This is a genomic window from Colwellia sp. D2M02, assembly GCF_018860755.1.
Classification (GTDB): domain Bacteria; phylum Pseudomonadota; class Gammaproteobacteria; order Enterobacterales; family Alteromonadaceae; genus Colwellia; species Colwellia asteriadis.
In genome coordinates this window covers 21,978-42,514 of sequence record NZ_JAHKPW010000016.1, presented here as the reverse complement: position 1 = coordinate 42,514, position 20,537 = coordinate 21,978, and the positions used below count along the sequence as shown (strand labels likewise).

The 20,537-nt window shown below is 37.8% G+C and carries 18 protein-coding genes and 1 pseudogene; 5 read left to right on the top strand and 14 right to left on the bottom strand.

From position 1 onward, the window contains the following. The 14 genes and pseudogenes from lpxB to rpsB all read right to left on the bottom strand — a co-directional run. Positions 1-198 (bottom strand): annotated as a pseudogene (lpxB, locus tag KO495_RS02490) (lipid-A-disaccharide synthase); the annotation flags it as partial. Between the two features lie 160 nt (positions 199-358). After that, on the bottom strand, positions 359-1,126 hold the full coding sequence (lpxA, locus tag KO495_RS02485) for an acyl-ACP--UDP-N-acetylglucosamine O-acyltransferase (protein ID WP_215978825.1): 768 nt from the start codon (positions 1,124-1,126) through the stop codon (positions 359-361). Between the two features lie 64 nt (positions 1,127-1,190). Beyond that, a complete protein-coding gene (fabZ, locus tag KO495_RS02480) occupies positions 1,191-1,643 on the bottom strand; it encodes a 3-hydroxyacyl-ACP dehydratase FabZ (RefSeq protein WP_215978824.1) in 453 nt (150 codons plus the stop codon). Positions 1,644-1,778: 135 nt separating this feature from the next. Then, positions 1,779-2,849, bottom strand: coding sequence for a UDP-3-O-(3-hydroxymyristoyl)glucosamine N-acyltransferase (gene lpxD / locus KO495_RS02475; RefSeq protein ID WP_215978823.1), 1,071 nt, complete (start codon positions 2,847-2,849; stop codon positions 1,779-1,781). 210 nt (positions 2,850-3,059) lie between these two features. Further along, a complete protein-coding gene (locus tag KO495_RS02470; RefSeq protein ID WP_215978822.1) occupies positions 3,060-3,578 on the bottom strand; it encodes an OmpH family outer membrane protein in 519 nt (172 codons plus the stop codon). Positions 3,579-3,667: 89 nt separating this feature from the next. Further along, a complete protein-coding gene (gene bamA, locus KO495_RS02465; protein WP_215978821.1) occupies positions 3,668-6,142 on the bottom strand; it encodes an outer membrane protein assembly factor BamA in 2,475 nt (824 codons plus the stop codon). A 102-nt stretch (positions 6,143-6,244) separates the two neighbouring features. Continuing rightward, on the bottom strand, positions 6,245-7,606 hold the full coding sequence (rseP, locus tag KO495_RS02460) for a sigma E protease regulator RseP (protein WP_215978820.1): 1,362 nt from the start codon (positions 7,604-7,606) through the stop codon (positions 6,245-6,247). 6 nt (positions 7,607-7,612) lie between these two features. Next, entirely contained in the window at positions 7,613-8,866 is a 1,254-nt protein-coding gene (gene ispC / locus KO495_RS02455; protein WP_215978819.1) for a 1-deoxy-D-xylulose-5-phosphate reductoisomerase, read from the bottom strand. A 3-nt stretch (positions 8,867-8,869) separates the two neighbouring features. After that, positions 8,870-9,736 carry a phosphatidate cytidylyltransferase gene (locus KO495_RS02450; protein ID WP_215978818.1) on the bottom strand — a complete coding sequence of 289 codons (867 nt, stop codon included), beginning with the start codon at positions 9,734-9,736 and terminating at the stop codon, positions 8,870-8,872. Between the two features lie 175 nt (positions 9,737-9,911). Then, complete coding sequence (gene uppS, locus KO495_RS02445) at positions 9,912-10,676, bottom strand: polyprenyl diphosphate synthase (RefSeq protein WP_343816722.1); 765 nt, start codon at positions 10,674-10,676, stop codon at positions 9,912-9,914. Positions 10,677-10,778: 102 nt separating this feature from the next. Beyond that, a complete protein-coding gene (gene frr / locus KO495_RS02440) occupies positions 10,779-11,336 on the bottom strand; it encodes a ribosome recycling factor (RefSeq protein ID WP_215978817.1) in 558 nt (185 codons plus the stop codon). A gap of 72 nt (positions 11,337-11,408) precedes the next feature. Further along, positions 11,409-12,146, bottom strand: a complete 738-nt coding sequence (gene pyrH / locus KO495_RS02435) for a UMP kinase (RefSeq protein ID WP_215978816.1) — start codon at positions 12,144-12,146, stop codon at positions 11,409-11,411. A 288-nt stretch (positions 12,147-12,434) separates the two neighbouring features. After that, entirely contained in the window at positions 12,435-13,271 is an 837-nt protein-coding gene (tsf, locus tag KO495_RS02430; RefSeq protein ID WP_215978815.1) for a translation elongation factor Ts, read from the bottom strand. A 141-nt stretch (positions 13,272-13,412) separates the two neighbouring features. Next, a complete protein-coding gene (gene rpsB / locus KO495_RS02425; protein ID WP_215978814.1) occupies positions 13,413-14,141 on the bottom strand; it encodes a 30S ribosomal protein S2 in 729 nt (242 codons plus the stop codon). Between the two features lie 336 nt (positions 14,142-14,477). Here rpsB and KO495_RS02420 point away from each other — a divergent pair, with 336 nt between their 5' ends. The 5 genes from KO495_RS02420 (at position 14,478) to KO495_RS02400 (ending at position 20,479) form a co-directional block, all read left to right on the top strand. Then, positions 14,478-15,095: a hypothetical protein gene (locus tag KO495_RS02420; RefSeq protein ID WP_215978813.1), complete on the top strand. Its 618-nt coding sequence runs from the start codon at positions 14,478-14,480 to the stop codon at positions 15,093-15,095. Positions 15,096-15,146: 51 nt separating this feature from the next. Then, positions 15,147-15,992, top strand: a complete 846-nt coding sequence (map, locus tag KO495_RS02415; RefSeq protein WP_343816797.1) for a type I methionyl aminopeptidase — start codon at positions 15,147-15,149, stop codon at positions 15,990-15,992. 82 nt (positions 15,993-16,074) lie between these two features. Further along, entirely contained in the window at positions 16,075-18,711 is a 2,637-nt protein-coding gene (gene glnD / locus KO495_RS02410) for a [protein-PII] uridylyltransferase (protein WP_215978811.1), read from the top strand. A 24-nt stretch (positions 18,712-18,735) separates the two neighbouring features. Next, on the top strand, positions 18,736-19,575 hold the full coding sequence (dapD, locus tag KO495_RS02405) for a 2,3,4,5-tetrahydropyridine-2,6-dicarboxylate N-succinyltransferase (protein WP_215978810.1): 840 nt from the start codon (positions 18,736-18,738) through the stop codon (positions 19,573-19,575). A gap of 469 nt (positions 19,576-20,044) precedes the next feature. After that, positions 20,045-20,479: a hypothetical protein gene (locus KO495_RS02400; protein WP_215978809.1), complete on the top strand. Its 435-nt coding sequence runs from the start codon at positions 20,045-20,047 to the stop codon at positions 20,477-20,479. The last annotated feature ends 58 nt before the right edge of the window (positions 20,480-20,537 follow it).

Sequence of the window (20,537 nt, the reverse complement as noted above, 5' to 3'; positions counted from 1 at the left end):
GATCCCCATTACAGCAAGTTCGTCCATAGCAAACAAACTTTCAAAACCAAGCGCTTTCATTTTATCGCCACCAATACCAATAAAGTGAGCATCAGGGTAATAAACGCGTAATGATTTCATTAAACCCGCGCCTAAGGTGTCACCTGAATGTTCACCCACAACAATAGCAAAAATAGGAACTTGAGTTTTAGTAGTGATTTCATTTACCATGAGTGGTTATCGACGTCCTTAATTGTAAAATTCAGACATTGTGTAGAAACAAAGAAAGCGACTTAATAAGTCTAGAGCTTTAGTCTTAGTAAAGTCGCTTTAATATTGATGTGGTAACGATTATCTAAAGGTTTTTTCAGTAATGAACCTAGCGAATAATACCACGTGTAGACGCTTTAATTGATTCTGAAAAAGCCAAAAGCTCATCGGATTGATCTTGCTCATCAATGCTACTTAATGCATCTTCTAAAGAAAGTCCTTTACGGTAAACGGCTTTATAAGCACGTTTAATATTTAAAATGGTTTCTTTTGCAAACCCGCGACGTTTTAAACCTTCACTATTCAAGCCAAAAGGTTTCGCTGGCTGCCCTGATGCCATAACATAAGCAGGCACATCTTTAAGTACCAACGCATTAGCAGCAACAAAGCTATGTTGACCAATATGACAAAATTGATGAACACCTGCCATACCGCCAATAATAACATGGTTGCCCACATGAACATGACCGGCAATTGACGCGTTATTGGCCATAATACAATGGTTACCCACAACACAGTCGTGTGCAACATGGGTATAAGCCATAAATAAATTATTACTGCCGATTTGCGTTAAGCTATTATCTTGCGCTGTACCACGATGAATAGTACATGATTCACGGAAAATATTATTATCACCAATAATTAATTCTGTTGGCTCGCCTGCGTACTTAAGATCTTGGCAATCTTCGCCAATACTAGCAAATTGGAAAATACGATTGCCTTTGCCGATAGTTGTTGGGCCATTAATAACCACATGAGAGCTAATGTTACAGTTATCACCAATAACTACATTACTTGCAATATAAGTCCATGGGCCTATGGTTACATTTTCTCCAATAACTGCACCAGGCGCTATTATTGCTTGTGGGTGGATCATAATTTTATCACCTTTTATCGTTTAAGCTTATCAGAGTACTATTGAAGAATTAGGTTGAGTTTCATTAAAGTGCGCGACGAGCACACATTAAGTCAGCACTACAAACAACCTTGCCATCTACTTTTGCTTCACCGTAGAACTTCCACATTCCACGTCGCTCTTTAATAAACTCAACATGAAGGTGCATTGTATCACCTGGTAATACCGGCTTTTTAAATTTTGCATTGTCGATAGAGGCAAATAAGTACATTTCGTCTTTATTGCGTTCTTCACTACTCTTAAAACCTAAAATTCCTGTTGCTTGAGCTAACGCTTCCAGAATTAACACACCAGGAAAAATAGCAAGCTCTGGAAAGTGACCAGTAAAAACAGGCTCGTTAATAGTAACGTTCTTAATTGCATGCAAGGTTTTACCTGGTTCATGATCAAGTACTCTGTCAACTAATAACATTGGGTATCTATGAGGGATCAACGTTTTAATTTCGTTAAGGTCTATTGGTTTTTTTACAGTATCCAAATGATTATTCCTTGTTATGGCTTACTTGGTTGTATGTATACAACGCTTAATGCCCGCTATTTTATTTATTAATGGCTATTATTGCTAGTGAAACTAGCAACTTGTTTAGTGAATAACGGTTTTTAATGTGAAAAACTATTTATTAAGCTGTTTCTCTAATGCTTTAACACGTTTATTAAGACTATCAAGACGTTTTATACGTGCGTTAGTTTTATGCCATTCGCTATTAGGAGCTACTGGTGTACCAGAAGAGTATGCTCCTGCTGTTTTAATACTTTTAGTTACCATAGACATGCCAGTAAAGACACAGTTATCAGCAATATTTATATGACCATTAATACCAACTAAGCCGGCTATCGTACAGTTTTTTCCAATAACTGTACTACCAGCAATCACACTACAAGCAGCCATCGCGGTATTTTCACCTATAATCACGTTATGCGCGATCTGTATTTGGTTATCTAAAATAACACCGTCTTTAATTTCAGTATTATCTAACGCGCCTCTATCAATGGTTGTACTAGCACCAATTTCAACATGGTCGCCAATAATAACACTACCCAATTGCGGTATTTTATGCCATTTATACTGTCCTGGTACTGGCGCATAGCCGAATCCATCAGAGCCAATAACCGTGTTTGCTTGAATTAGGCAGTGTTTGCCAATAACTACACTGTGATAAACACTACTATTGGCCCACAGCTTTGTTGACTCGCCAATAACAGCATTCTTGCCAATAAAACACCCGGCACCGATACAGACATTATCAGCAAGCTTAACGCCTGACTCAATAACAGCATTAGCACCTATGCTAACATTTTCACCTAAAGTAGCCGTTGGCGAAATAACAGCACTTGCATGAATGCCCTCTGCAGCAGCTGGCGTTGTATCTAATAAGTTAGCAAGAATAGCATAACCCATATAAGGGTTATCCATAACCAGTGCACTCACTGGACAACTTTTTGCTGCCTCTGCTGATACAATAACAGCGCTTGCTTTTGTAGTGAGTAATTGCTGCTGATATTTACTATTCGCTAAAAAAGCAATTTGTCCTGCTTGAGCGTTAGCTAAAGTAGCTAAACCTGTAATTAACGTACTATCTAAATTAACATTAGTAGCGTGACTTGTTAGCGTACTATTGTCAGCGCTAGGATGAATTAACGTTGCAGAAATTTTTTGTGCGATGTCGCTCAGCGTATGGCTCATAGGTATATTCTTGATAAGTAATTGAAAACAAAGCTAGGTTGCTAGCAACCATGTTAAATAAAGTGATTAATTTTTTAAACGCTATATAGCGAAAAGACAAAGTATAGAATATTAACGCATGGCGTTACCCTACACTCTGCCTTTAACTTTATAATTTAAAGCTATTTTACTAGGTAAATGACTACGCATGTTACCTAATATGCAAATGAATTAGTTTAGTTTACTTACTTGTTCAACCACTTTATCCGTAATGCTTGCTTTAGGCTTAGAAAAGATAACTGCTTGTTGAGACAATACTAGATCATACTCTTCTTTTTCTGCAATTTGATCAACAGCTTGGCGAACTAAAGCAATAAGCTTATTAGTTTCTTGGTTTTGACGCTCACCTGCTTTTTGTTGTAACTCTTTACCCTTTACTTGGTATTCTTGAAAAAGACCAGCCATTTTAGTATCTAACTCTTCTTTTTCTTTAGCGCTCATTAACGCACCGTCACGCTTTTTCTTTTCTTGATAGTACTTAATATCTTTTTCAAGTTGCGTAATTACCGCTTTTTCGTCTTTAAACTCAGCTTCTAATGTTTGCATTAATGCTGCAGTTTGTGGGATTTTTCCCATAATCTCTTGGAAATTAACAACCGCAATTTTTTGTTCAGCAGCCATAACTGAACTGGCCAATAACATACCTGATGCTGCTGTTGTCATAACAATTGACTTAATAACTTTATTCATGTTTTTCCTCTTCTTTTTTATTCTTTTTATTCGCTCAATAAAGAGCGAATAACATAATGTAATGTAATGTACATAAAATCTGTACGTTATTAAAAGGTTTTACCAATATTAAAACTGAAAAATGCGGTGTCATCATCTTCAACTTCTTTCAATGACTTAGCAAAACTAAAAATCATTGGCCCCATTGGTGATAACCACTGAATAGACAAACCTGCTGAACTACGGTAACGACCTACGTCAGAGTAATCATCAATTTTCTCAAATTCACCAGGTACTAAATCTTCATAATGCTCCATATTAAATTCGGTATCCCAAACATTACCAACATCAACAAAGAAGCTGGTACGAACACTATTTGAAAAGCTTTCATCTAAAAATGGTGTCGGTACAATTAACTCTAAACCAGCTAAAGCTATCGCATTACCACCCACCGAACGAGATGAAGCATAAACACCATCTTGATCTGCACCTAGACAACAACCACTGCCAGAGCCAGTAGGATCTGGCGTACCACGATATGGTTGCGGCTGACGATAAACAGCACGAGGTCCTACGGTATTATTTTCAAAACCACGTAATGTATCGGCACCACCGGCTCTAAAGTTTTCCCAGAAAGGTAGTAATTGATCGTGACCATTTACCGTACCATAACCATTCGCATAACCCAACTGTAAACGGGTTAATATTGACCAACGCTGATTACGTGTTAATGGGAAGTAGAACTTGCTGTCATAATTAACCTTAAAGTACTGTAAATCAGATTTAGGGCTGGTCATTTTATAAGTTAAGCTTTGCTGAGAGCCTGCCGTTGGAAAGGTACCACGGTTTAATGTTGAACGTGAAAGTCCCATATTTAAATCGAGGGTTTTAAATGGCTCTAACTCATCAGGGTGTTGCGGGTCTGCATAAATATCATAAAACGTTTGAATTTGCTCGTACGCTTGTAGTTGAGAAACTTTATTGTATTTCCAACCAACACCAAAGTTTAAACGTAAGTATTCATTAACAGGAAAGCCCCAATTTAAACCAAGGCCAAATGTTTTATTATTATATTCAACTAAGTTAGCTTGCCCAGCATCATACTCGTTATAATAAATTTGCCCGCCTAGCGATACCGAGTCAACCGTAAAATAAGGATCGGTATAAGATAAAGAAACACTTTTAGAGTAAGTATTAGTGCTTAAGTTAAGCCCTAGCTGATTACCCGTTCCTAAAAAGTTATTTTGCTGAACACCAGCATTTAAACTTAATTTAGTTTGTGAGCCATAACCAACACCTGCCGTAAATGAACCTGATGGTTGCTCTTTTACGGTAAAGTCAATATCAACTAAATCACCTTCACCGGGTAACTGTTTGGTTTCAAACTCAACCGTTTCCATATAAGGTAAACGCATTAACCACGCTTTAGATGCTTCAACGACACTGTTAGATAACCAGGCCCCCTCCATTTGGCGCATTTCACGGCGTAATACTTTATCAGCAGTGACATGGTTACCCGAGAAGTTAATACGATTAACATAAACACGCTTACCAGGATCTATAGATATTGATAACTTAACTGTTTTATCTTCATCATTAATTTCAGGAATCGTTGTCACTTTAGGGTAAGCGTAACCATAACGTCCTAAAAACTTACTAATAACCTCTTCGGTATAAGTAACTTCAGCACCATTATAAAGTTCTTCTGCTTGTAATGGATTAATTGCACGAATGGTTTTATCGAAACCTGCCATATCACCAATAAAGTCAACCTCACTGATGGTATAAGTTTCACCTTCACTAACATTAAGGGCAATGTAAACACCTTGTTTATCAGGTGTCATAGAAACTTGTGTTGAGTCTACTTTAAAGCGCAAATAACCACGGTCAAGGTAGTAACTATTAATAGTCTCCATATCCCCTTGCAAGGTTTGCTTTTGATATCTGTCTTGCGCCATAAAATTCCACCAAGGGGAATCAAATGTTAACTCAATACGGTCCAGTAGCTCAGCATCACTATAAACTTCATTACCAACAATATTAATTTGTTTAATCGCAGCTGCGTCACCTTCAACAAAGTTAAATTCTAAATTAACACGGTTACGTGGTAAGTGTGTTACCTTAGAAGTCACTCTGGCATTGTATTTACCGACACTGTGGTAGAAGTTCTCTAAGCCAATTTCAATACCTGAAAGCACGGTTCTATCAAGTGTTTCACCTACGCGAATATCACTACCATCTAAACTTTCAGTTAATTGCTCATCTTTAAGGTCTTTGTTGCCATCAAAAATAATTTCACTAATCGTTTCGCGCTCATAAACGCGGTAAACCAAACGATTGCCATCACGATAAACACGAATATCATTAAAGTGACCAGACTTATAAAGGGCTTTTATTGATTGAGATATACGAAACTCGTTGAGTGTATCACCAACATTAAAAGGAATATGGGTAAGAGCTGCACCTAAAGCAACACGTTGTAAGCCTTTAACTTCAATGTCTTCCACTTGAAATTTTTGCTCGGCTTGTACTGTGGTGCCCAAAGAGCCAAGTAAAACGGCAAAGGCAATTTTTTTAATTATCATAAATTATAAACTTCGTTACTTCTTATTCACTTTGTGAGTTATAAGCCAATGGCGTAGATGAATTCATCATACCTATTCGCCCTCATATTCTATCTTATTGTTTTAATTAAAAACGCGAGAAAAATCATTAAACAGACCAATAGCCATTAAGGTTAATATTGTTAAAGCGCCAAACTTAAACCCTGCTTCTTGTACTTTCTCTGGTACTTCTTTACCCGTTAAAAGCTCTATAAGATAATAGAGTAAGTGTCCGCCATCAAGTACTGGCAACGGTAAAAGGTTAATTATTCCCAAATTAATACTAATCAAGGCTAAAAAGCCTAAAAAATAAACAAGCCCGTGACCTGCACTACTACCCGCCCCCTGAGCAATCCCAATTGGGCCACTTAAGTTCTTAACCGACACATCACCAGTAATAAACTTAATAATCATGCCAAAAGTTAACTCGGTCATATTCCAAGTACGGATGGCACTTTGTGTTATGGCGTCAATAGGTCCATAAGTTAAATCAACAAGGTAATGCTCTGGCCAACTATCTACTTTCGGCGCAATACCTACATAACCAACCGTTTTATCACCTTGCTTAATAGCTTTAGGCGTAATTGCTAATTGCAATACTTCTCCAGATCTTTCGATACTGAGCATCACGTTTTGTTCAGGGTACTGTTTAATTTTTTCTGAAAAGCTACGCCAATCTTGCTGAATTTTTTCACCATTAACAGCCAATAGTGTATCACCAACAAGTAAACCTGCTTGCTCAGCAGCACTATCAGGCGCTACCGTTGCCAATTGTGTGTATACCTGCGGTCTAAATGGCACAATACCTAAACTTGCTAGCGCTGAACTTTTTTCTGGTGCATAGTGCCATTGACGCGTATTTAATAACGTAGTTTTAATATACAGACTGTCTTGGCTTTTCGTTTCTATTTTAATCTCATCGCGACCAATCTCACCAATAAAGGCGAGATTAACATCTTGCCAATCTCGTGTTCGAGTGCCGGCAACGCTAATAATCTCATCCGATGGGTTTAGTTGTGCTTGGCCTACAATTGAGTTGGGCGTTAGCTCACCTATAATTGGCTTTACACTTGGCACACCAATTAAAAACATTAAATAAAAGGCAAATAATGCAAAAATAAAATTAGCTAATGGGCCTGCGGCAATAATAGCAATACGTTGATAAACTGATTTTGAGTTAAAGGTTTTATCTTTATCATGTTCAGCTACATCATCAACACGCTCATCAAGCATCTTGACATAACCACCTAATGGAATAAGCGCAACAACGTACTCGGTACCATCTTGGCCTGTTTTACGCCATAACGCTCGGCCGAAGCCAACTGAAAAACGTTCAACCTTAACGCCGTTCTTTCTTGCTACCCAAAAATGGCCATACTCATGAATCGTAACTAAAATACCTAAAGCAACAACAAATGAAGCTAAGTTCCATATAAAATCAAACATCGTATCTTACTTTTCCACCATCAGTTCATCAGCGCTATAAAAATTATCAAGCAATGATGTGGCATATAATCGCACCTGATGATCGAGACTTATAACCTCATTAATATTATCTACCTGTTGTAGGACAAATTTTTTCACAGAAGTTTCATTTATTTTATAAATATCGGTAAATTTAATTTTTCCATTTAAGAATGCTTCAACCGCTATTTCGTTTGCTGCATTTAAAGCAGTACAAGCACCTTGGCCGCTCTTACAAGCTTCTATTGCTAGTGCGAGGTTTGGATAACGTTCAAAATCAACCGCTTGAAACTCGAAAGCCGCAGTATTAAAAAAGTCGAGCGGGGCCACGCCTGAGTCAATACGTTCAGGGTATGCTAGCGCATGGGCAATAGGCGTTTTCATATCAGGGTTGCCCATTTGAGCAATCACTGAACCATCTTTATATTGCACCATAGAGTGAATCGTACTTTGTGGGTGCAAAACAACTTGAATATCTTCAGCGTCTATATTGAACAGCCATTTTGCCTCAATAAACTCAAGCCCCTTATTCATCATAGTCGCAGAGTCTACTGATATTTTTCGCCCCATATCCCAGTTAGGGTGAGCACACGCTTGCTCTGGAGTAACATTAACAAAATCGTTAAGCGGTAAAGTTCTAAACGGTCCGCCTGAGCCTGTTAATAAAACTTTACTAATGCCTTGCGCCAATAGTTGGCACTCCCCTATTTGCGTATTACTGGGTAAACATTGGAAAATTGCATTATGCTCACTATCAATAGGCAATAGCTCTGCATTAGAAGCTTTAACTGCTGCCATAAAAATAGCACCCGAAGTTACTAATGCTTCTTTGTTAGCAAGCAATACCCGCTTTCCTGCTTTAACCGCAGCAAAGGTTGGCATTAATCCTGACGCGCCAACAATAGCCGCCATAACAGTATCAACATCAGATGATTGGGCAATATCAATCAATGCTTCACTACCTGAGTAAACGGTAATATCAGCAATATTTTCTGCCGCTAACATCGCAATTAATTTTTTAGCATGCTCAGGCGAGGCTAACACCACTTCTTTAGGTGAGAATTCAATACATTGCGTAAAAATAATATCTACGCTAGCGTTGGCCGATAGGCTCACTATGTTAAATTTATCAGGGTGTAAGCGCACTACATCTAAGGTACTAGTACCTATAGAGCCTGTTGAGCCTAAAATACATAGTTGTCGCTTGACTGTAGAAGTGTCTGGTGATGACTGATTAGACATGACTTACCAACCTAAAAATACATAACAAAGCGCAAATACTGGAGCAGTTGCAGTTAGGCTATCAATACGATCTAAAATGCCGCCGTGACCTGGTAAAATAGTACCACTGTCTTTAATACCAGATTGGCGCTTGAACATACTTTCAGTTAAATCACCTAATACTGAGACGGTAGTTATCAGTAAAGTGATAAGTAAAGCATTAAGTAATTGTTTTTGCGACCAATCTAATACAAAAGCCGATACTGCAACGACGATTGCCGCGCAAAAAACGCCCCCGAGGAAGCCTTCAAGTGTTTTTCCTGGACTAACATTAGGCATCAACTTTCGTTTACCAATAGATTTGCCGACGAAGTAGGCTCCAATATCAGCACACCATACAAGAACAAATAAACACATCAGCAGTTGAGCACCATGAAAATTAGCAATATGGTAGTCATGACTTCTTAATACAACAAAAGCAAGCCAAGTAGGAATAAGTGTAAACCAACCAAATAAGCCAATAATTAGGCGATTCTTTTCCCAGAAAGCCGTTGTTTTAGGGTAGGTCAGCATCAAAAATGCGGCAATTGCCCACCAAGCAACGCTAGCCCATAAAATAAACTGTGCATATTGATGCAAACCATTCAAAGGTGACCATAGCTGCTCAATCGGCAGCAAGTACCAAAGTAATGCAATGAGCATAACCGTAATTGCGGTATAAGTGACACGTGCTTGTGATTTTTTTAGACCAACAAAGGGTGCCCACTCCCAAGCGCCAATGGCGACAACACCTAGCAACAAGCCAGAAAAGTAGACCAGCGGTAAATAAAAAATAGCGAGAATAGCTGCAGGCGCTAAAATTAGTGCCGTAATAATACGTTGTTTTAACAAATGTAGGCCTTTTTTATAATAAGTTTATGGTCGTTAATAAGATAAAGTGATTTGATAATATTATTTTTTTTGATCTTTAATCACGAAACATATATTAACGGTTATTTAGAGAAATTGATTATTTAATGTTAACTATTTATTCAAAGTAACTAAGTCAGCAATAGTTATCTTAGCTTTATTGCTGCTTGATCTGCTCGCCAGTTTTTCCAAAGCGGCGCTCTCTATTGTCAAAACAGCAAATAGCTTTTTCAAATTGTGCTTCATTAAAGTCAGGCCACAGCACTTCGGTAAAATAAAGCTCTGCATATGCAGCTTGCCATAATAAAAAGTTGCTAATACGGTAATCACCACCGGTGCGAATAAGTAAGTCTAACGGAGCTGCATCAGCCAAGCAGGTTTGTTGATGTAACGTTTTTTCATTAATATCACCAACGGCTAAGTGCCCTTCTTGTACTTGACTAGCAAGATTTTTAGCTGCGTTAGCAATATCCCAGCGCCCACCATAGTTAGCCGCAACCGACAGTATTAAGCCAGTGTTATTTGCAGTGAGCTGCTCCGATTTAGTAATACTTTTTTGCAATTTATCAGAAAATCGACTTAAGTCTCCAATAACGCGAAAACGGATATTATGCTTGTGTAAGCGTTTAACCTCTTTGGTTAATACGAACATAAACAAATCCATCAATACGCTAACTTCTTGCTCTGGTCGTTGCCAATTTTCACTGCTAAAGGCAAATAATGTTAAAGCACTAATATTAAGTTTTCTGGCAGTGCTGACAACGGCTCTGACCGACTCAACACCCGCTTTGTGCCCAGCAACACGACCTTTGCCTTGCAGTTGTGCCCAACGCCCATTGCCATCCATAATAATAGCAACGTGCTGAGGTATTTTAGTCTCTGCACTAATTGCGTTTAGCGGCTCTATCTTATTATTTTCCACTTAATGATTTATCCATGAATAATTAACTTTTGGAAATACATAATACAAAAAACGCCAGCGATCTTTGATAGATTCTCTGGCGTTTTAAACAGTGTTAATGAATTAAATTTCCATTAACTCTGCTTCTTTCTTTACAAGTACTTCATCAACTTGCTTAATAAAAGTATCGGTGATTTTTTGAATTTCATCTTCAGCTTGTCTATGCTCGTCTTCACTAATCTCTTTATCTTTTAATAAACTTTTAAAGTCTGAGTTTGCATCACGGCGAATGTTACGAATAGCAACTTTACCGCCTTCTGCTTCACCACGTACCACTTTAACTAAATCTTTACGACGCTCTTCTGTTAAAGGTGGTAATGGAATGCGAATCAAAGTGCCATTAGACTGTGGGTTTAAACCTAAATCAGATTTCATGATAGCTTTTTCAACAGCGCTGATCATACCTTTGTCAAAAACAGTTACTGATAAGTTACGTGCATCAGGTACAGAAATGTTACCCACTTGACTTAGTGGTGTATCCATACCGTAATATTCAACAACAATATTATCAAGTAAAGAGGCATGCGCACGGCCTGTTCTTACTTTATTTAAGTTGTTTTTTAATGCTTCAACACTTTTAGCCATGCGCTCTTGCGCATCTACTTTAATTTCATCTATCACGTTATTATTTCCTAAAGTTTTACGTAGTCTATTTAGGTCAGCTGTCATAGAGCTAACCACCATAAATTTAAATTACTCACTTTGAGCGTGAGTAATAACTGTCCCTTCGCTTTCACCCATAATGACTGATTTTAGCGCACCTAGTTTATTCATATTAAAAACACGAATAGGCATATTATGATCTCTTGCTAGGGTAAAGGCAGCTAAGTCCATTACTTTTAATTCTTTATCTAATACTTCATCATAACTTAATTCACTGTAAAGCTCAGCATTTGGATTTTTCACCGGGTCTTCTGAATAAATACCATCAACTTTGGTCGCTTTTAATACCGCATCAGCTTCAATCTCAATACCGCGTAAACAGGCAGCAGAGTCTGTTGTGAAAAAAGGGTTGCCTGTACCCGCTGAAAAAATAACAACACGGCCTGACTTTAATAAGCTAATAGCATTAGCCCAATTATAACGTTCACAAACACCGGCTAAATCAATAGCAGACATTAAACGCGTATTTACAAAAGCGCGATGTAGTGCATCTCGCATTGCTAAACCATTCATCACAGTTGCCAACATTCCCATTTGGTCACCAACAACACGGTTCATACCTGCATCTGCTAAACCAGCACCACGGAATAAGTTTCCACCACCAATAACTAAACCGACTTGAATCCCCATTTCAACCAGCTCTTTAATTTCTTGTGCCATACGATCAAGTACTTTGGGGTCGATACCAAAACCTTCTTCGCCCATTAGCGCTTCACCACTAAGTTTTAAAAGGATTCTTCGATAAGCGGGTTTTGGGTTGGTAGTCATAGGGAAAATTCCTGTAGCGATTAAGTAATAAATTCGGGTAATTGAGCTAATTAGTTTTTTTACTTTTTAACATTGCACTAGCTGAGCATAAATTAAAAACGTAAAAAACCGCGAGTATTTTAATACGTTTAGCGCAGTCACGAAAGTATAATTATAAAAAAGACATCGATATTACCGATATATTCGACATTTTAGCTAGCAACCAATAAAACGAAAGAAACTCATAACAAAATTTGAACAAAAAAAAACGCCTACAGTGTAGACGTTTTATTATTTTTCGAAAATGAATTAAGCTTTAGCAGCTGCGATTTGTGCTTCAACTTCAGCAGCAAAATCTTCTTCTTTTTTCTCAATACCTTCACCCACTTCTAAACGAGTGAAAGAAGTAACCGTGATGCCTTTCTCTTTAAGAACTTCACCAACAGTTTTCTTAGGTTCCATGATGAACGCTTGACCAGTAAGAGATACTTCACCAGTAAACTTCTTCATGCGACCAGAAACCATTTTTTCAGCGATTTCTTGAGGCTTGCCTTCGTTCATTGCGATATCAATTTGAATCGCTTTTTCTTTTTCAACAACTTCAGCTGGAACGTCATCAGGAGTTAGGAATTCTGGCTTGCTTGCAGCAACGTGCATTGCAATGTGCTTAAGTGATTCAACATCACCTTCACCAGCAACAACAACACCAATAGTAGCACCGTGTTTGTAAGAAGCTAAAGCAGCACCTTCAACATAAGCTACACGACGAACATTGATGTTTTCACCAATTTTAGTCACTAATGCAATACGCTCTTCTTCAAACTTAGCTTGTAAGTCTTCGATAGAAAGTTTTTCAGCAGCGGCAGTTTCAGCAACTTTGTTAGCAAACGCTAAGAAGTTGTCGTCTTTTGCTACGAAATCAGTTTGACAGTTAACTTCAACTAACGTGCCATCTTTAATGATGATTTGACCTTCAGCAGCGATGTTACCCGCTTTTTTAGCAGCTTTTGCTTGACCGTTCTTACGCATATTTTCAATCGCAAGTTCCATGTCACCATCAGCTTCTTGTAAAGCTTTTTTACAATCCATCATGCCCGCAGCTGTGCGTTCACGAAGTTCTTTAACCATTGCAGCAGTAATTGCCATGAGTAAGTTCCTCAGTTTTCTGTTATCCCCAACGCTAACTCAATGATAAAACTATTAATCAACATGGGCATAATATTAAATAGGTAGTCATAAAAGCACTACACCGTAATGCTTTTATGATAGAGCGAAATGTTTAGCTAATTACTCAGCTTCAACAAAACCGTCTTTTTCAGCTTGAACAACGATGTTCTTCTCACGACCTTCAACTACAGCAGTAGCTACTGCATCACAGTATAAAGTTACTGCACGGATAGCATCATCGTTACCCGGTACGATGTAATCAATACCATCTGGGTTTGAGTTAGTATCAACAACAGCAATTACTGGGATACCTAGGTTGTTAGCTTCTTTAATTGCAATGTGCTCGTGATCAGCATCAATGATAAAAATAACATCAGGTAAACCACCCATGTTTTTGATACCACCTAAGCTTTTATCAAGCTTTTCCATTTCACGAGTACGCATTAATGCTTCTTTTTTCGTTAATGCTTCAAAAGTACCATCTGTACTTTGAACTTCAAGGTCTTTAAGACGCTTGATTGATTGACGAACTGTTTTCCAGTTAGTCAACATACCACCTAACCAGCGGTGATTAACGAAGAATTGATCAGACTTAAGTGCTGCTTCTTTGATTGCATCACTTGCAGCACGTTTAGTACCAACAAATAATACTTTACCTTTTTTAGATGAAACATTGTTTACAAAAGCAAGTGCTTCATTAAACATAGGTACAGTTTGTTCAAGGTTGATGATATGAACTTTATCACGAGCACCAAAGATGAACGGCTTCATTTTTGGATTCCAGTAACGAGTTTTGTGACCGAAATGAACACCAGCTTTAAGCATATCGCGCATTGAAACGTTTGACATTTTTTTTCCTTTAATGGGGTTAAGCGTTCATACACCCAATATACACGACTCATCAGCTCTAATTAAATAAAGCGAGCACCCCGGTATACCTTTATAGATGTATGTGAGTTTATAGTAATAACCATCATCACATAATCGTAATAACGGCTGATTTAAGTGCTACTAAACCCAGTACCATTCAGCATTTGAATAATAACTAAAATTTAGCGCGGCACTTTATACCATAAACAGGCACCTTTATCTAGATAAATAAATAATGATTTTGGTGGGATAATCCGCTCAAGCGCGGTAAAATCAATCATTATGACCGAAAACAACTAACCGTCGAGTAAAGCAATGAGTACAGAATTATTTTTTATTTACGATACACACTGCCCATGGAGTTACGCTGCAACACCGCTAGTAGAAGCAATACAAAGTGCCCTACCTGAAGTAAACATTAATTTGTGGCATAGCGCTCACTTTTGCGGTGAAAATGAATCTAAAATCAGCAAAAGCCAAATTACTACGGTAAAGTCGTTAGCTGACATTAGCTTTTCTCGCCAATACTTGGACAGCTTATCACAAGCAAAAGATTCTACCTTGTGTGCCAATTTAATGACTTGGGCTGCAAACAAAAGCCCTAAACAAGCTTTTTCCCTACTGAAATCCTTACAGGAAGCGCATTTTGGCACTGGGAACGAACTTGTTGATGCAACATCAGTTGACAATATTATTGCACAATTAAAACTATCACCGTCGAGTAAAGTCCTTAAAGCTGATAAACTCACTAGTGATGCCGAAGCGCAAGTGCATGAGATATTTGCACTACAAGAAATAATTGCAACCGAAGCAATACCTGCACTGTTATTAGCCATTGATGATAGGTTAATTTTACTAAACCATAATTTCTATCTTAATGACCCTAGTGCCTTTATTGATGCAGTGAAATTAGAAATAACACAATCAGCATAAATACGTATTAACTTAGTAAGTATCTATCAAAAACACTAAAAACTGTGTTCTATTAATAAAGCGTTACGACAGTTAACAAATTTACACCGACTTAAAAAGAGATTTAACATGGCCATCATTATTAAAAGCCAAGAAGAAATAGAAAAAATGCGTATCGCGGGTAAACTTGCCGCTGACGTTTTAGAGATGATTGAACCGCATGTAAAAGCAGGCGTAACAACAGATGAATTAAATACCCTATGTGCTGATTATACTGAAAAAGTGCAACAAGCTATTTCAGCACCCTTAAATTATCATCACTTTCCAAAATCAATTTGTACCTCTGTAAATCATGTCGTTTGTCATGGTATTCCAAATGATACGCCATTGGTTGACGGCGATATTATTAATATTGATATTACCGTTATTAAAGATGGCTACCATGGTGATACGAGCAAAATGTTTTTCGTTGGCGATGTTTCACCAGAAGATGCACGTTTATGTCGTTTAACACAAGAGTCGCTTTACTTAGCGATTAAAAAAGTTAAGCCTGGCGCCTTTTTTGGTGATATTGGTGCAACCATTCAAAAATTCATTAAAAAATCAGGTCGTTATTCAATAGTAAAAGACTACTGTGGTCATGGAATTGGCGCCGGCTTTCATGAAGAGCCACAAATAGTGCATTATAAAAATAATGACAAAACTAAAATGGAAGCGGGTATGTGCTTTACCATTGAGCCAATGATCAACTTAGGTCGCGCTACGACTATTCTAGATAAAGAAGATAACTGGACGGTTTACACTTCAGATGGTAAAAAGTCAGCGCAATGGGAACATACGTTACTCGTAACACCAACAGGTTGTGAAATATTAACCTTACGTAAAGAAGAAACCATTGCACGTGTTTTACATAATTAATTAAGGAAAGCTTAATTAAAGTAACGGGCTGAATGGCTGCTAGGTAAAATAATACGGTTAACTCTATTAAAAAGGCTTTATTTTGACGACTCTATCATTATCAAAACGCGTTATTCCTGAATATTTTATCGACAGCCTACTTATTGCCGGAGATCCTCTTTCAAGCACTGAAATTTGTCAATTAACACAAGAATTTAATCAATGGTTAAGTGATTCTTTTATTGATAATGATATTAGTGATTTACTCGCCGCCCGTGCTGACTTTGTTGATGCAACACTGCGTAAGCTTTGGTGTCAACATCATCTTGACGAAGATCAAGTAAGCTTAGTTGCTGTTGGTGGCTACGGCCGCGGAGAGCTTCACCCGTACTCAGACATTGATATCTTAATTTTAACACAAGAGCAAATTGCTCCTGAATTAGAAGAAAAAATATCAGCTTTCATTACCCAGTTATGGGATATAAAGCTTGATATTGGTCAAAGTGTTCGCTCCATTAAAGAGTGTTTAAAGCAAGCGACGAAAGATGTCACTATTGCGACTAATTTAATGGAAATGCGGCAAATAGCGGGTAACGACATTCTCACACAACAACTATTACCGCTATTAAATGAAGATGTATTTTGGTCGTCCGAAAAGTTTTTTATCGCCAAATGTAAAGAACAAGGCAAACGCCATCAGCAGTACCATGGCGCGGCTTACACATTAGAGCCAAACCTAAAAGCTAACCCCGGCGGTTTGCGCGATATTCAAACTATTGCCTGGGTTGCTAAAAGACACTTTCTTGCTGATTCTCTTGAGGAGCTAGTAGAGCACAATTATCTTTACCCTAGTGAGTTTGTAGAACTACTTGAAGCACAAGATTATTTGTGGCGTATGCGCTTTGCTTTACACTTTGTCGCTAAAAGAAATGAAAACCGTTTATTGTTTGACTACCAAACCGATGTCGCAAAAATGATGGGCTTTGGTGATGAAGGCAAAGCCCCTGTTGAGCGCATGATGAAACGTTTTTTCAGAATACTTTCCCGTATTACTGAGCTTAACACTATGCTTTTACAGCATTTTCAACAAGCTATTATCAAAAAGCCAGAACAAAGTAATATCACAATAATTAACCAAGATTTTGAGTTGGTTGATAAATTAATCAACACTCGCGACGATCGCATTTTTATGCGCCCAGTGAAAATGATCGAACTCTTTTTAATTATCGCCCAAGAGCCAAGCATTAAAGGGATACACTCTCATACGTTACGCTTAATGCGTAATGCTCGTCGACGCTTAATTTCAGGGTTAATCGATTACGCAAAATGCCGTAATATTTTTATGGAGATTATTCGCCACCCTCGTGGTTTAGGGCTCGCGTTTAACTTAATGCATAAACACGGCATTATTGGCTCATACTTGCCATTATGGCGTAATATTGTTGGCCAAATGCAGTTTGACTTATTTCATGCTTATTCGGTAGATGAGCACAGTTACCGAGTGATCAAAAATTTATACCAATTTAGTCAAAAAGAGCATAACCATAAGTACCCATTATGTAGCAAAATAGTACAAAAAGTACGTAAGCCTGAAGTACTGTATTTAGCCGGGATTTTTCACGACATTGCCAAAGGTCGCGGTGGTAACCATGCAAAGTTAGGCGCAACAGACGCACTTAACTTTTGTTTATCACACCAAATGAGTAAACATGACAGCAATATGGTAGCTTGGCTTGTTGAGCACCATCTATTGATGTCGATTATTGCGCAGCGACGTGACATTTCTGATGAAAATGTTATCCGCAGCTTTGGTGAGAAAGTACGCGATGAAGCACACTTAAACTACCTATACTGTTTAACGGTTGCCGATATGAGAGCGACCAACGAAAGCTTATGGAACAGTTGGAAATCAAACTTACTTAAAGATTTATACTTCAATACGCTACGAGCATTTAGACATGGCTTAGAAAAGCCTGTAGAAATTCGCTCTAAAATTCGTGAAAATCAACAAGGTGCAATGAATATATTATTCTCTGCCGATGTTGACGTGCAGTTAATTAAAGAGCTATGGAGTGAGTTTAGAGTCGATTATTTTTTACGTTATTCGCCTGAGCAAATTGCCAGACATAGTGAAAACATTATCAAGCATGATAGAAAGAAACCTTTAGTATTAATTAGTCCCAAGCCATTTAGAGGGGGGACAGAGGTTTTCATTTTCACTAAAGAAAGACGTAACATTTTTGCCAGCACAGTATCATTTCTAGGTAGTAAAAAACTTTCCATTCACGATGCTAAAATTATTACCACCAAAACTGGCTACACCGTAAATACCTTTATTGTGCTAGATAGCCGTGGTAAAGCATTAAATGAAAGCTACTACACCAAAGAGATCTGTGAAGATTTAGTAGATCGTTTAGGTGAAGATAATTATTGCGACACCCCACTACAGTCACCATCAAAACGTGTTAAACAATTCAAAGTGCCTTTACGGGTTAGCTTTATTAAAATACATGCAAAAACCAGAACCATGATTGAAATTGTTGCTTTAGATAGACCTGGCTTATTAGCCAATATTGCGCAAGTTTTTCAACAAGAAAAAATTAGTATTCATTCAGCTAAGATCACAACTTTTGGTGAAAAAGCAGACGATGTTTTTACCATTTCAACCTTTGATGATGAAGCATTAACTGAGCAAGAAAAACAAGATTTAGCCGAAAAACTTACCGAACAAATTGATTAACAAAAATTAACGATAGGAAAAATAATGACAAATTTAACTACGCTAGAAACCATCATTGAACAGGCTTTTGACGACAGAGCGAATATAACGCCAGCAAAAGTTTCACCTGAAGTAAAAACTGCAGTACTTGACGCACTTGCAGCATTAAATAATGGCAGTGCACGCGTAGCTGAAAAAATTAATGGTCAATGGCATGTTCATCAATGGCTAAAAAAGGCGGTCTTATTATCATTTCGTATTTGGGATAATACCGTTATTGACGGCGCTGAAAGTACCTTTTTTGATAAAGTACCAATGAAGTACAGCGATTATAACCAAGCGATGTTTGAAGCTGATGGCGTACGTGTTGTTCCTGGTGCTAGTGTTCGCACGGGTAGCTTTATTGGTAAAAACGTAGTTGTTATGCCGAGTTTCGTTAATATTGGCGCTTTTGTTGATGAAGGCTGCATGGTTGATGCTTGGGCTACTGTTGGCTCGTGTGCACAAATAGGTAAAAATGTTCATCTTTCAGGTGGCGTCGGCATTGGTGGCGTTTTAGAGCCATTACAAGCGGGTCCAACAATTATTGAAGATAACTGTTTTATTGGCGCACGTTCTGAAATTGTAGAAGGTGTGGTGGTTGAAGAAGGCGCAGTTATTTCAATGGGCGTTTATATTGGTCAAAGTACACGCATTTTTGACAGAGAAACAGGCGAAGTTCATTACGGTAGAGTACCTGCTGGCTCAGTTGTTGTTCCAGGTAACTTACCATCAAAATGTGGTACCTATAGCTTATATGCTGCCATCATTGTCAAGAAAGTAGATGCTAAAACTCGCGCTAAAGTAGGCATTAATGAGTTATTACGCTCTGTATCTGAAGAGTAATAAACCTGCTAAGCCCAGAATCATCTGGGCTTAAATATCTCCAGTGTATTGATATTCTCAGGACTCAAATATAGTCAGCTTATGGCGAGTAGAACACAGAACGTTACTCGTTATAGCTGATAATATTTTTATCAATACCTCACTATACTTAGCCGCTATTTATTCTCTCTCTATTTTTGAGTGAAACATAAAAAGATAGCCACTTACTATAGCGTTATAAAATTGACGCTTGGCTTAACAAGCAATAAGCAAAAATTAAAAAAGTACAAAATAACATCATAAATAAAAATATACCTTCCAAATTCGTAAATCACCAATCAACATAAAGCGCTTATTTTTCAACAGAGTAAAAATATAAAAATCGCCAAGCTTCTTTTTTACTCTCTATATAGCTGCCACTTTTTTAACCTTGGCATAACCTTTGCCCTATTGATACTAAGTTCACGAGTACACAAGCATTAGGTTTATTATGACAATTATTAAAACGCATTTATTAACATTTTTTTCATTAGTAGGTTGCCTGCTCTTAAGTGCCTGCAGTTCAACACAAACTGACTATAGCGATAATAAATCAATGATGAATAATGGTTATTACGCTAATAATATGGCGAGCAATAATACGACTGGCTTTTATTTAACAGGAAAGAGCGTTCAAAAAAAGGCGTTGGTTTCAGATCACCATATAATGATATCTCTTTTAAATCGTTCAGTAACCGCAGATCAAGCGATGATGCAGCAATTTGAAGCCAACCGTGAACAATATGCTAACAGCTACTTCATGCCACAAGTCACAATTAAAGGTGAGAAAAGTACTGATAAAAATCAAAGTAGAGCACAGCATGCTTATGCGAACTTTATAGAGCAAGATATTAACAGTGTTCGCATTAGCGCTATGCCAGAGTAGAGTCTATAAAGAATTTCAACAGACGAATTAATCTGAGCGCGGCTTAACAAATGTTTCT